The organism is Shewanella ulleungensis, from assembly GCF_014648315.1.
GTDB classification, from domain to species: domain Bacteria; phylum Pseudomonadota; class Gammaproteobacteria; order Enterobacterales; family Shewanellaceae; genus Shewanella; species Shewanella ulleungensis.
The window spans coordinates 594,752-608,530 of the sequence record NZ_BMQW01000002.1 but is presented as its reverse complement, the minus strand read 5'-3'; the positions used below and the strand labels follow the sequence as shown (position 1 = coordinate 608,530).

The window sequence follows — 13,779 nt, the reverse complement described above, 5'->3', positions numbered from 1 at the left end:
CTTAATTAATTCAGAAATGGTCCTAGGACTTATTCTGCACTCGCGTTGGTATCTTCTTCAACTTTCGTTTCTTGTTTGCTCAACGTGACGATGGCGATTTTACCACTGCGACTTTGAACATAGATTTTGTCGTCAACCACGAGTGGCTGAGCGTATAAACCTTCACTGTCGACTTGAATGCGGCCGACAACATCGCCATTACTTCGGTCGATGAAATGTAAATAACCTTCTAAGTCGCCAACCACTAAGTAACCTTCAACGACAGCTGCTGCGGTCAATTCACGATTTTTAAGTGTTGAATTACTCCAAAGCTCTAAACCATTACGGCGATCGACAGAGTAAATGCGGCTATGATCATCCACTAAATACAGGCTTAAACCTGCTTCAGCGAGTTCATTAAAGCTTGAATATTTACGCGACCAAATAATACGGCCACTGCGTAATTCCATTGACACTAGATTGCCGTTATAGCTGGCAACATATAAGTTTTCACCAAGAATTAACGGCGTCATATCCACATCAGCCATACGAGTAAACTCGTTACCACCGCTTGGACTAAAAACAGGTTGTTCCCATGCAGCTTGACCGTTATTTTTAACCACTACAGCCACTTTACCGTCAGCAGTACCGACAAAGAATCCACCAGCTTCATATGCTGCAGACGAAGTACCACGCAATGTTAAGTTTGGTAGTTGGCTTTCGTATGTCCAAAGCTTTTCGCCAGAATCAACATTAAAACCTTCAAACGCGCCTTTGGCAGTATTCACAGCGACAACGTCTTCGGCAACCGTTGGTGCTGACAATAATTCGCCGTTAGCTTGGGCTGACCATAATACTTCACCCGTTGCTTCATCTAACGCAACTAACAAACCGGTTTCGCCACCCACAAACACTTTTTTACGTGCAGCGGTTACACCTGCAGCTAAGCGAAGACCTTTAGTTTTAGTTCTAAGTTTTTGTTCAAACTCTTCATTAAAATTTTGCGACCATAACTCTTCGCCTGTCACTTCATCGAAAGCAACAACAACGCCACTGCGGTCAGCAACAAATAATTTTCCATAACGGACGGTCGGACGAAGCTGCGAGTAATAATCGCCTACGCCTTCGCCTACATTTGTGTCCCAGCTGATCTCTGGAAACACGGTTGCTTGAATTTCAACTAATTCACTTACTGGTTCTTCTTCAACATCGCTCGAAGAACAAGCTGATAAAAAAGCAACACTTAGCCCAACGGCAAGCAGATTTTTACACCACGACTTCATTGGCTAAATTCCTTATGCCTTGTTTAGATTGTCTAGTTTCATTGTCAGCGCAGGACTGGCTAAAGCTCCGCCATTATCTACCGCTGCTTGATAAGCTAATTTAGCTTTATCAAATTCACCTTGACGCACTAAAAAGTCGCCTTTTAATTCTTCACGTTGCGACGCAAACGCTTCGTCGGTCACTTGTTCCAGTGTTGCTAATGCCACACCTAAGTTATTTTGTTCAGCTTGAACACGTGCTAAACGGATTGTTGCGACCATACCTAAGCCTGAACCAGGTTGAGCAGCAATCACCTTAGTGAATGCGGTTTCCGCTTTGGTTAAGTCACCCGCGTCAACCGCCGCTTTTGCGACCATTAATTCAAGCAGAGCTTGATAACCCGCTTGGTCATGCTCGGCATTAAAAGCTTCTGCTTGAGTTAAAAACGCAGCAGGATTAGTTGACTGCTCTGCAATAGATTGGAATGTCTCAGAAGCTTGTTCAGCTGACTCGACTTTCATGTCTGAATAAGTGTTCCAACCATATAGGCCGCCAAGACCTACCACAGCACCTACAGCAATTGAGGTACCATAATCTTTCCAGAACTGCTTGATAGCATCTACTTGTTGTTCTTCTGTGCTATAAATTTCCACGTGCACTTCCCCTTTTAAATCAGTTCTGCAATTTTAGTTACCAGCTCATCGCGGGCGACTAATTGTTGTTCGTTGTTATTTCGTAATGGTTTAATGGCAACCTGATTATTAGCAATTTCGTTTTCGCCAATAATTAACGCATATTGAGCACCGCTTTTATCTGCGCGCTTCATCTGCTTTTTAAAGTTGCCACCACCGCAATGACTCATGACTTTAAGCGTTGGTAACTGTTGACGCAACTCTGCGGCAACTTTTATTGCTTCAACCAAGCAATTGTCGCCCATCGCTGTGACATATACATCAACTTCGGCTGCAATATCATTAGTTAACTCAAGAGTTTCAAGCAGCAATACAATGCGCTCTAACCCCATAGCAAAACCAACTGCAGGCGTGTCTTTACCGCCAAGCTGTCCGACTAAACCATCATAACGACCACCCGCCAACACAGTACCTTGCGAACCTAAACTCGTGGTTACCCACTCAAATACAGTGCGGTTGTAGTAATCTAAACCACGTACTAAACGTGGATTGATGGTGTATTGGATGCCGACAGCGTCTAAGAGTTCACATAAAGTTGAAAAATGTGTTTTCGTGTCTTCGCCTAAGTAGTCCATTAACGCTGGTGCATCAGCTAAAATAGCCTGCACTTGTGGATCTTTACTGTCTAATACGCGTAGTGGGTTTGAATACATACGGCGTTGACTGTCTTCGTCCAACTTATCTTTGTGTTGCTCTAAAAAGACTATCAAGGCATCACGATAAGCAGCTCGTTCAGCTGGGTCGCCTAGAGTATTAAGCTCTAGAGCAACATGTTCTTTAATGCCAAGCTGATCCCATAAACGGGCCGATAGCATTAACACTTCAGCATCAATATCAGCACTGCCAATACCGTATACTTCTACACCAAATTGGTGGAATTGACGATAACGACCTTTTTGTGGACGTTCATGACGGAACATAGGCCCCATATACCATAAACGTTGTTCTTGGTTGTACAGTAAGCCATGTTCGTTACCGGCGCGCACTGTCGAAGCGGTACCTTCTGGGCGCAGTGTTAAACTGTCACCGTTACGATCTTCAAAGGTATACATTTCTTTTTCGACGATATCGGTCACTTCACCAATAGAACGTTTAAAAAGATCTGTGCTTTCAACGATTGGTGTACGAATTTCGCTATAACCAAATGCGCTCACCGATGAGCGCAAAACCGCTTCGACTTTTTGCCAAATTGGGCTTTGAGTAGGCAGAATATCGTTCATTCCGCGAATTGCTTGGATTTGCTTTGCCACTGTTACTGGTCCAATTTCGAAATTAGTTTGCACTAATAAAATGTAAATTTACTCGTAGAGGTAGTAACTACCATTAACAAGTTAGAGAATTATTCTGTTTTGTCGGCAATCTCAATACGATTAGCCATCATAGCCGCTTTGGCACGAATTTTGGCTTCTAGTCCATCGACAATGCTGTTGTTATCAAAGCGCTCTTTTTGGCGCACGCCATCGTCGTAGTAGCCACTTTTAGCATGACCACCTGTTAAGCCAATATGTGACACTAAAGCTTCGCCAGGTCCGTTTACAACGCAGCCAATAATCGACACATCCATTGCAGTGGTGACATCTTCTAAACGGCGCTCAAGTTCATTAACTGTGCTAATCACATCAAATTCTTGGCGTGAGCAAGATGGGCAAGCAATGAAATTAATGCCACGACTTCGAATACGTAATGACTTTAAAATGTCAAAACCGACTTTAATTTCTTCAACCGGATCTGCTGCCAATGAAATTCGAATGGTGTCACCGATACCTTCGGCTAACAACATGCCTAACCCAACGGCAGACTTAACAGAACCAGATCGCATGCCACCCGCTTCTGTAATACCTAAATGCAATGGTTGACGAATTTGTTTAGCCAGTAAACGGTATGACGCAACGGCTAAAAATACATCAGACGCTTTGACACTGACTTTAAATTGATCGAAGTTGAGACGATCTAATATGTCCACGTGACGCATTGCGGATTCAAGTAATGCCTCAGGTGTTGGCTCACGATATTTATCCATTAAATCTTTTTCAAGCGAGCCACCATTCACACCAATACGAATGGGAATGTTTTTATCTCTTGCACACTCAACTACGCTGCGAATACGTTCTTCGTTGCCAATGTTACCAGGATTAATACGCAGACAATCAACGCCATATTCCGCCACTTTTAAGGCGATACGGTAATCAAAGTGAATGTCGGCGACTAACGGTACATTGACCGATTGCTTGATGATTTTGAATGCTTCAGCAGCATCCATTGTTGGCACAGACACACGCACAATGTCAGCGCCCACTTTTTCTAATGCTTTAATTTGCGCCACAGTTGCTGCTACATCCGTGGTTTTTGTATTGGTCATCGACTGCACAGCAATCGGTGCGCCATCACCAATAGGCACATTGCCCACGTATATACGAGTGGAAGGTCTGCGAATAATTGGGGATTCGTTATACATGCAAATACGCTCTACTGCTGTTGCTAAAACAATTTATGCTTTTGGCAGGGTTAATCTTGCGACTCGACCGTTAGTAAACTCAGCAAGACTGACTTTACTGCCGTCAAGGCTAATACTCGCGACCTGTGGTGCACCCAGTATAACCTTGAAAGGTTTAAGACCACGAACTTCAACTAAATTAGCGGCGGTTTTGACGCCATCAACCAACACTTTACCGTTGGCATCAGTGACGTTAATCCAGCAATCGCCGCTTAACTCTATAGTGAGCAAGCCATCAGCACCGGTGCTAATCGCTGCACTGGCATTAGTGTCGATAGTCGGCTCTGTACTGGCCTGATTAAGGGTACTAGTTGCTGTTGGATTTAAAGTGCTGGCGGGCAATGTAGTTGTTTGTGATACGTTCGGATTTGATGAAGTAAGATTACTTGCTGCGTCAATAACAGCATCGGTAGCAGGTAATCCGTTCGACGCCTCTACGTTGGCGTCAACAGGTAATGATACTGACTCTGCGGCATTTTCAGCTGCAATTTGTGCACCTATATCTTGTTGACTCTGGTTACGAACAATTTGTTGTGGCTCAGGCATATCTGAGTCAGCAGCAATCTCTTCTACCGTTGGCAGTGAAACATCAACATCAGTTAACAGCGACGACTTTTGAACCCACCAAATCACCAGCATTGCAATCAATACAGTAATGATAAAATAGGTCACTAAGTTAAGACGGCTATTACGAGCTTGATGAGTGGTTTTACGCGAAAAGCTTTGCATTGCCGGTGGGACAATTTCAGGCAACTGATGCTTTAAGCATAGTTGTATCTCGTTGATATCAGCATGAACGAAACGGGCATAATTCTTGATATAACCTCTAACATAAGTTGTTGAGGCTATATTTTCAAAAATGTCTTGTTCAATATCGCTGATAATTCTTGGACGCAAATGCAATTGTGTTGCAACGGCTTCGATTGACAACCCTTTTGCTTCACGAGCTGCCTTTAAAATAGCGCCTGCGGTAACAACATTTTTTAACAATGCCGCTTTTTCAGCGTCTTGTTCTACTTCGAATTCATTAGTCATTAATTCAAGTTAGCTCTATAATTTTTGGCTTGTGGAGATGCAGGAAACTTCGCAATTAATAAAATGCCAAATCGTTTTACGGCTTCTAAATTATTTGCCGCCTGCTCAATCTTGATCCCTAAGGCTAAACTTTCTGCAGATTCACTTACAACTCGATGGTATCTTGCGAGTTGTTCGCGCGCATCGCCGTAGTCAGCATCGTCCATGGCTAACTCGGTTAACTCTAATAAAGTTACTTTTCTTCTTTGGTCATACTTTAACGCCATATTAAAATACTGTCGCGCTTTTTCTTTATTACCCGCTTTGCGGCTGCAAACACCTAAGTTTTCGTAGCTTGAGGCTGTACGAGTATATTTAGGTGTATTGATCGCGGCTAACAACATTTTTTCTGACTCAGCGAAATTATTTTGTTGGCATAAAAACACCCCAAAATTATTACGTGCATCTCCTGTCGCATCGCTAAGCACTATAGCACGTCGATATGACTCTTCAGTACGGGCTAAATCCCCTACGGTTTGGTAGTAATACGCCATGGCCACATGTACTTCACTCATTTCTGGCGCATATTCTACCGCTTTATTTAAATTATACTTTGCTTGCTCACTGTTACCGCGATTTAAATACGTTAAGCCCAATTGCATACGCTCACGCGCTGCGCCGACCTTGTCAAACTTTCGCTCGGCGACCGGGGTGTCAGTACCACTGTAGGTGCGCTCGGTGACACAACCGCCAACCAACATCGCGACTAAAGTCATCGCAAAAATCTTTTGCATTCCATGCTTCATTTATAAGCCTATTATCTATGCAAACAAAGAGTTAATCCATTGTGACTGAAATCTGGTTTTGTTGCATTTGTTTTTTTGCTAAACGCTTTGTTCTATCACGAATATCACCAGCTAATTGACCACATGCAGCGTCAATATCATCACCACGGGTTTTACGTACAATGACCGTTAAACCGTATTCCATCAACACCTTAGAGAAACGGTCGATGCGTGAATTAGATGAACGACCATAAGGTGAACCAGGGTAAGGGTTAAACGGGATTAAATTAATTTTACATGGCGTGTCTTTCATTAACTTAGCTAGTTCATGTGCTTGGTCAGTGCTGTCATTGATATGGTCTAGCATCACATATTCAACAGTTACACGGCCACGGTTAGCATTAGACTTCTCTAAGTAACGACGAATACCGGCTAAGAACTCTTGTAACGGGTATTTTTTATTTACAGGTACAAGCACATCACGCAGTTCATCGTTGGGGGCGTGAATACTCACCGCCAATGCTACATCAATAGCATCGCCGAGCTTGTCTAGCGCAGGTACTACCCCAGACGTCGATAAGGTTACGCGACGTTTTGATAAGCTAAAACCAAAATCATCTAACATGATATCCATTGCAGGAATAACATTGGCTAGGTTTAATAAAGGCTCACCCATACCCATCATTACCACGTTAGAGATTGGACGGTCACCGGTGTCTTTATGAAATCCTAAAAACTGCGATACACGCCAAACTTGGCCGACAATTTCTGACACGGTTAAGTTGCGGTTAAAGCCTTGCTGTCCCGTAGAACAGAATGTACATTCTAATGCGCAACCCACTTGAGATGACACACACAAAGTCGCGCGGTCTTCTTCAGGAATATAAACAGTTTCAACTTCTTGGCCTTGACCAACGTTAATGGCAAATTTAATGGTGCCATCATTCGACTTTTGAAAGCTTGCAATTTCTGGAGCAACGATTTCACATTTAGCAGCAAGCTTACCTCGCAGCACCTTGTTAATGTTGTTCATTTCTTCAAAGTCGCTGACGCCAAAGTGATAAATCCACTTCATTAATTGATCGGCGCGGAACGGTTTTTCTCCCATTTCGCTGAACAACGCTCGCAGTCCTTTACGATCAAGATCTAATAAATTGATTTTTTTTACACTCATCTGCCTAACCTCAAAACACCAAAACCTGTAACAGGGCGGCAAATTATACAGGTAGCATACCGTTTTAGCCAGTATATCTATGTTAACGCCAGCTCGAGTGAATAAACGGTTATCAAACAGCCCTTTGAGTGACGAACAACGTTTTATTAACTTGCAATGGCATTGCGATTAACGCAGGCAGTAAAAAGACGATGTCTTGCTCCCCCCCCAAAAAAAATAACGAGCTTGAAATGGAATAGTTCTCACGCTGTCATTTTTAGGCTCTATGCCCCACATCAGATAATCCTATGATGTGAGTTGGTGATATAGCATCTGGTAATCATAAAGCCAGCTGAGGTCGTTTTAACACCTTTGATTTATCAAAATAAAATACTCAAAATATATTCAGATTATATTAACGAAGCTTATGATATGCTCCGCCTGGGCTATGTGGCCTGCCACGAGGAAGTTTTTACTTTCCCTGTATGACAACCCTTCTGTTTATCGTATTTTTTGCTATATCCATTTCGTTTTTATGTAGTATTTTTGAAGCTGTGCTCCTGTCGGTTACGCCAAGCTATATTGCAAATTTAAAAGAACATCACCCCCAAGTTGCTGCCAGATTGCATAAGCAAAAGCAGAATATTGACTCGCCTTTAGTGTCGATCCTGACGCTTAATACTATTTCTCATACTATGGGGGCTTCAATTGCCGGAGCTCAAGCCGCGATAGTATTTGGTAGTGAGATGCTTGGCATTTTTTCCGCAGTATTAACCTTTTTAATTTTATTTCTGTCTGAAATTATTCCTAAAATCATTGGTGCTAATCATTGGCGTAAGCTAGCACCCACAGTGTCGATATGCCTTTATTGGATGGAAAAGCTGACTTTACCGTTAATTTGGTTGTCGCAAAAAGTGACTGGTTTTTTAGGTAAAGGCGACAATAATCTTTACATGCGCCAAGAGTTGAGTGCCATGAACCAATTGGCAAAAGACAGCGGCGAGTTAAGCGAACAAGAATCGCAAATTTTAACTCAAATGTTGGCAATGAAAGACATGTCAGTCTCGCATATTATGACACCGCGTACGGTTATTTTTAAATTACCGACAACCATGACCAATCAACAATTTATTGCAGATCATTTAAGTAGCCCTTTTACTCGTTTTCCTGTTTATCAAGATGATCGCGATAACGTTATTGGCTACGTCAATCGTAACGATATCATCTTGCAAGCCAGTTTATCGCCGCAAACGCCAATAGGCGATTACGTCAAAAACTTATTGGTTTTACAATCGTCGGTAAGCGTATTGCCGTTGTTTCAAACCATGATAAAACGCAATAGTAAAATGGCTTTGGTTGTTGACGAATATGGCTCGAGCGAGGGTATTGTGACCATAGAAGATATTATCGAAACCTTAATTGGTCTCGAGATAGTTGACTCAAAAGACATTGCCCCAGACATGCAAGCACTGGCGCGTAAATTGTGGCAACGACGCATTAAAAGCAAAGGTTTAGTCATTTATAGCGAAACCGAAACAAACTAGTGTATTTTTTTGATACTAGATACTCGATTTACCATAACCCGTTAGTGACATTAAGTCTCACTAACGGGTTATGTTTATCCTAAACGGATACTTTTCAATATTGCTGCGGGTGACATCATTACGCCTGATACGTTAAGATAATGACATTATACAGAGGGAACTAATGCAAAAATCTTATCGTTTATCCATCGCTCATATCAACGACACGCATTCTAATTTTGAACCTAGCCCAGTCCAATTTACGCTTACAGCCAATCAACAATCATATAAGTTGGAAGGACATTCTGGTGGTTATGCACGCTTAGGGTTTCAGATAGATCAAGCAAGGCAACAAGCCGCCTCAGAGCAATGTCCATTTTTGTTTTTACACGGAGGCGATAGCTTCCAAGGCACCTTGTACTTTCGCGAATTCCAAGGCGCAGCCAATGCTCATCTGCTAAATTTATTAAAACCCGATGCCATGGTATTGGGTAATCATGAAATTGATGCAGGTAACAGCCCGGTACAAGCATTCTTAAATCGTATCGATTTTCCTGTTTTGGCTGGCAATATGGATTTAAGCCAAGAAGACAGGCTAAAAGACGGCAGATTGTACGGTCATCCTATGCTGTATGATTTTGATGACAGCAGTGAAACCGCCAAAGTGTTAATCAAACCTTTTCATGACACCAAAATGGCGATTATTGGCATTACATTAGACCAAATGCGTTTAATTGCTAGGCCCGACCCTGACACTCATTTTGTTAATGCCATTGATACCACGCGTGCAACTATTGCTAGATTAACTCGTCAAGGTATCAAACATATTATTGTCTTGAGCCATTTAGGCTTAGATCAGGACCGGGAGCTAGCCGAACATGTCGACGGCATAAGCCTTATTATTGGCGGTCATTCTCATACACTCCAAGGCAGCATGAGTGACATTGGTTTGAGCGACATTCCTTATGCCGAAACCATCAACGACACACCAATATTACATGCTGGCAAATACGCTGAAACACTTGGATTAGCGGAAATAGTATTTAATCAACAAGGTCGAGTCACACAGCTCATTGGCAACAATTACTTTATGCTCGATGATAATATTAATGTGACTCAAGCTGACGGTACAGCAGTAGACAATAGCGTTAGCATGCAATTAATTACGCAGTTATTTTCGCATTCAAGTATCAAAGATGCGCAACACGATGAGCAAATACATCAGGTGATCCACACACAATACCGTCCTTCACTTGATGCCTTAGAAAACCAAATATTGGCGCATATTCCTCGCGATTTTGTCCATACTCGTTTGCCGAGTAAGCATTTACCCCACGGCAGTGAAATAGCACCATGGGTGAGCCGCAGTATGTACAAAGCGGCTAAACTTATTGAACCCAATATTGATTTTGCACTACATAATGCAGGTGGAGTAAGGCAATCGTTAAACAAAGGGCAATTGTCGCTTGCGGACGTAGTGGGTCGAATTTTACCCTTTGAGCTGCCTTTAACACTGTATCAAATTATGGGTAAATACGTCATCGAGGCCCTTGAATCAGCAATTAACAGTGCAACTAATAACGGCATAATGGGTACTGGAGCCGGAAGCTTCCCCTACCCTTATGGGCTTCGTTATTTTTACGATGGCAAACAAGTTAAAGGTCAACGTATCACTCAAATTGAAATTTATAAGCAAGATGCCTGGCAACCACTTGAGGCGAACAAACTTTATATTGGCGTGTCCAGTGCTTATACCGCTGCAGGAAAAGAAGGTTATGACGCTCTGTTGCATGCTCACTGGCAACAGCCTATTGAACAACAAACCTTGCCCGAAGCCTTTATTGATTTCGTCAGTCAGCATGGACATTTAATTGGTGGCCAACTGTTTGCCAATGTTCACTATATTAGTCATCGCGAGTAATCGCGACTTTATCGCCTATAAATACACTGAAAAATGCCCTACTTGAAAACAGACAGCGATAATTGGGGTTAGATCACAGACCCCAATCGGCTTAAATGCTTAAATGCTGAAGTAATCCCTTGCGGACCTCTTCTAAATCGTATGACAGGACATTAATATGAAAGCTAAATTGATCGCATTTGCTGCCGCTGCCACCCTAGCATTAGGAATTTCATCTGTTTGGGCACAAGGTGCATTACATCAGGGCGAAGTACTCGACACCATGAATGGTGGTGGTTATACCTATGTTCAAATTAAAGAAGCAGACAAAACATACTGGGCTGCGGGTCCACAAACCCAAGTAAGCAAAGGTGATACAGTAGAAATGTCAGAACAAATGTGGATGACAGACTTTGCTAGCTCAAGCCTAAACAGAACCTTTGATAAAATCATGTTTGTTGGCAATATCAGTAAAAAATAGTTCTTTTACTGGCTAAAAAACACCATAATTGACCAATCTTTCGGATTGGTCTTTTTTATGGAACACTCACACACACAGCCCTATCAAATTATTGATTTTTCTGCACAGTATGCAGATCAAATCAGCCAGTTATATCATGCCGCAGTGCAACATATTGACCATCCTCGTTACCCACAAGCAAAATTAAACGCCTGGTCATCAGCACCGCGTTCAAAAAAATTTTGGCAATTAAGATACCAACGAAATCGAGCCTGGCTAGCGGTGAATGACAAACAAGAAATCGTTGGATTTATCAGTGTTGAAACCCACTTTAGCCAACAAGGTTATATAGACTGTTTATATGTTGCGCCAACAAGCCAGCATCAAGGTATAGCGCGTGCACTGTATAAAACATTATTGCACTGGGCGCAGCTACAACAATATTCCTATTTAAGTGTCGACGCGTCATATTTGTCTAAAACATTGTTTGAAACACATGGTTTTGCACTTAAACAAGTGAGTTATCAGCAAAAACGCGGGCAAACTTTTACAGGATTTTACATGCAAAAACGATTAACAGACTAGATACTAGGGCGGACTTCGTCCTGCTAGGGTCGCTTCGCTGCTAAGATTTTATAGCATCTAGCCGCGTAGTGTTCTAGTTGTTAGGATTTTTCGTTAACTCGCTTGTCAGCGCTTTAACAAGGGTTGCAACATTTCTTCTAAGCCATTGAGTTTCACTTCATACATTAGCGCTAATTGCTCACCAAGCTTACCCGCAGGAAACCCTTTGGAATGAAACCATACTAAATACGGTTCAGGTAACTGTAGCAACTTTCGCCCAGCATATTTACCAAAAGGCATTGTTTGGTTTATGGCTTCGAGTAATTGTTGCTCATTCATTATAAAGGTCCAACGTTCTTTTAAATTAAAGCCAAATTATATCACGCGCATATCAAATAAAAGTGTATTTATTAGCCTTAACCAGTTATATCAATTTGAAATAAAGGAATGCATAAAAATACTTTAAATGCATAAAACGCAAAATAATAGAGCAAGTTAATAACAAACTAAAGCTGATCCACATTGACCCTGCATACACAATTTAGCCCTAAGTGTTTATGCTATTTAACTTTTTAGTAACATTGACGCACGCACCGTAATAGCGTCAACTTATTGCCATATCGACTATTTTTGTCAATAAATTATCTTGGTGACTTTTATAAAAAAACGTCAAAAATCAGCTAATTGACGATATCACTTTGAGAATATACAGTGAATATAAGCATTAGATTTGGCCATGGTTTGCCCTTACCTATTTAGGGGATGGCCCGATAAAGAGGACAGTTGCGATGATCATATTAGTCGGCGGAGAAAAAGGCGGTAGCGGTAAAAGCTGTCTTGCACAAAACATTGCAGTGTTTCTTACAACAGAGGCTCAAGCCAGTGTCATTATGGTGGACTGCGATCCGCAGCGCACCACATCGGACTGGATCCAAGCTCGAAATAACAACCCAAATTTAGCCACCATCAATTGCGTGCAATTATACGGAAAAATTCGTAATGATTTGCTCAGTTTAGAACAACATTACGACTATGTGATTGTCGATTGTGGAGGCCAAGACAACCTTGCATTGCGCGCTTCAATGTCTGTCGCATCGCATGTGCTAATGCCATTACGGCCAAAGCGTCGGGATTTAAAAACCGTCAGCCACATGGACGACATCGTCTCAACGTGTCTAATGATTAACCCAAAAATGCAAGCATCGTTTGTCATCACTCAATGCCCTAGTTTACCAAACCAAGCGGGTCGAATTACAGAAGCGAAAGATGTATGCCGTACATATGATATAAAAGTACTCGATGCCGTCAACTACAGTCGAAACATTTATGACGACAGCGAGGAATCAGGATTATCGGTATTTGAACTTGAACCTAAAGGCAAAGCCACTGAAGAGATGCGCAGTATCGCTTGTGAGTTATTAGGTATTACCGATGCAAAACAACTTATCGACCAGCGCAATAATATCGCTAGCGTAACGACATTAAGAGGAAATTATGGGACTGGCAGATCTCAAGAAAAACGCTTCGTTATGTAAAACAGAGCGGCCCATTGCGGTATCAATCGATGACTTTATTGCCGCAGCAGATTTATATGCAGCGGGTAAAACAACATCAACACTCCACTCAGATAAAGGCATGTGTAATAACCTGTTGGATCAACCAACAAATGTGGTTGATTTTTTACAACGAAAATACCCTAATCAACCGACAGCATTATCGAAAGTGAATAATGGTAGCAACAAACCGTTTAAGCGCTGTACATACACGTTAAGCGAATCGGCAATCGATCAACTCACGCAACTTAGCCAACAAGGCAATATTGCTAAATCAAAGTTGATTAGACAATTAATTAGTCACTATTTTTCACTCACGCCCGAGCAACAAAAACGTATTGACGCTAACTTGGGTTAATCTTATTCGTTTACTAGTTCTATCCCCACCCTTTGCTGGCT

At 42.0% G+C, this 13,779-nt stretch carries 14 protein-coding genes; 6 read left to right on the top strand and 8 right to left on the bottom strand.

Annotated elements, in window-relative coordinates:
* Positions 1 to 29: 29 nt before the first annotated feature.
* The 7 genes from bamB to rlmN all read right to left on the bottom strand — a co-directional run bounded on the left by bamB (position 30) and on the right by rlmN (position 7,401).
* Entirely contained in the window at positions 30 to 1,262 is a 1,233-nt protein-coding gene (gene bamB / locus IEY40_RS06430) for an outer membrane protein assembly factor BamB (RefSeq protein WP_188954427.1), read from the bottom strand.
* A gap of 12 nt (positions 1,263 to 1,274) precedes the next feature.
* Complete coding sequence (locus IEY40_RS06425; protein WP_188954425.1) at positions 1,275 to 1,895, bottom strand: tetratricopeptide repeat protein; 621 nt, start codon at positions 1,893 to 1,895, stop codon at positions 1,275 to 1,277.
* A gap of 14 nt (positions 1,896 to 1,909) precedes the next feature.
* Positions 1,910 to 3,184: a histidine--tRNA ligase gene (gene hisS, locus IEY40_RS06420; RefSeq protein ID WP_188954423.1), complete on the bottom strand. Its 1,275-nt coding sequence runs from the start codon at positions 3,182 to 3,184 to the stop codon at positions 1,910 to 1,912.
* 89 nt (positions 3,185 to 3,273) lie between these two features.
* On the bottom strand, positions 3,274 to 4,389 hold the full coding sequence (ispG, locus tag IEY40_RS06415; protein ID WP_188954421.1) for a flavodoxin-dependent (E)-4-hydroxy-3-methylbut-2-enyl-diphosphate synthase: 1,116 nt from the start codon (positions 4,387 to 4,389) through the stop codon (positions 3,274 to 3,276).
* 33 nt (positions 4,390 to 4,422) lie between these two features.
* Positions 4,423 to 5,463, bottom strand: a complete 1,041-nt coding sequence (locus tag IEY40_RS06410) for a RodZ domain-containing protein (protein WP_188954419.1) — start codon at positions 5,461 to 5,463, stop codon at positions 4,423 to 4,425.
* Positions 5,463 to 6,248, bottom strand: a complete 786-nt coding sequence (gene pilW / locus IEY40_RS06405; RefSeq protein ID WP_188954417.1) for a type IV pilus biogenesis/stability protein PilW — start codon at positions 6,246 to 6,248, stop codon at positions 5,463 to 5,465. Before pilW ends, IEY40_RS06410 begins: the two co-directional genes overlap by 1 nt.
* 31 nt (positions 6,249 to 6,279) lie before the next feature.
* A complete protein-coding gene (rlmN, locus tag IEY40_RS06400; RefSeq protein WP_188954415.1) occupies positions 6,280 to 7,401 on the bottom strand; it encodes a dual-specificity RNA methyltransferase RlmN in 1,122 nt (373 codons plus the stop codon).
* 464 nt (positions 7,402 to 7,865) lie between these two features.
* Between rlmN and IEY40_RS06395 the strand changes: the two genes are divergently transcribed.
* From IEY40_RS06395 to IEY40_RS06380, 4 genes are all read left to right on the top strand, one after another.
* The gene (locus IEY40_RS06395; RefSeq protein WP_188954413.1) at positions 7,866 to 8,924 is read left to right on the top strand and encodes a CNNM domain-containing protein; all 1,059 of its coding nucleotides are present in this window, start codon (positions 7,866 to 7,868) and stop codon (positions 8,922 to 8,924) included.
* A gap of 163 nt (positions 8,925 to 9,087) precedes the next feature.
* Positions 9,088 to 10,824, top strand: coding sequence for a bifunctional metallophosphatase/5'-nucleotidase (locus IEY40_RS06390; protein ID WP_188954411.1), 1,737 nt, complete (start codon positions 9,088 to 9,090; stop codon positions 10,822 to 10,824).
* 157 nt (positions 10,825 to 10,981) lie between these two features.
* Complete coding sequence (locus IEY40_RS06385; RefSeq protein WP_188954409.1) at positions 10,982 to 11,284, top strand: NrfJ; 303 nt, start codon at positions 10,982 to 10,984, stop codon at positions 11,282 to 11,284.
* A 57-nt stretch (positions 11,285 to 11,341) separates the two neighbouring features.
* Entirely contained in the window at positions 11,342 to 11,848 is a 507-nt protein-coding gene (locus tag IEY40_RS06380; RefSeq protein ID WP_188954407.1) for a GNAT family N-acetyltransferase, read from the top strand.
* 105 nt (positions 11,849 to 11,953) lie between these two features.
* Here IEY40_RS06380 and IEY40_RS06375 read toward each other — a convergent pair whose 3' ends face one another.
* Positions 11,954 to 12,166 (bottom strand): DUF3820 family protein, encoded by a 213-nt coding sequence (locus tag IEY40_RS06375; protein WP_188954405.1) that lies wholly within the window; start codon positions 12,164 to 12,166, stop codon positions 11,954 to 11,956.
* 449 nt (positions 12,167 to 12,615) lie between these two features.
* Here IEY40_RS06375 and IEY40_RS06370 point away from each other — a divergent pair, with 449 nt between their 5' ends.
* Positions 12,616 to 13,362: an AAA family ATPase gene (locus IEY40_RS06370; RefSeq protein ID WP_188954403.1), complete on the top strand. Its 747-nt coding sequence runs from the start codon at positions 12,616 to 12,618 to the stop codon at positions 13,360 to 13,362.
* Entirely contained in the window at positions 13,322 to 13,738 is a 417-nt protein-coding gene (locus IEY40_RS06365) for a ribbon-helix-helix domain-containing protein (protein WP_188954401.1), read from the top strand. The genes IEY40_RS06370 and IEY40_RS06365 overlap by 41 nt, the downstream gene beginning before the upstream one ends.
* Positions 13,739 to 13,779 lie beyond the last annotated feature (41 nt).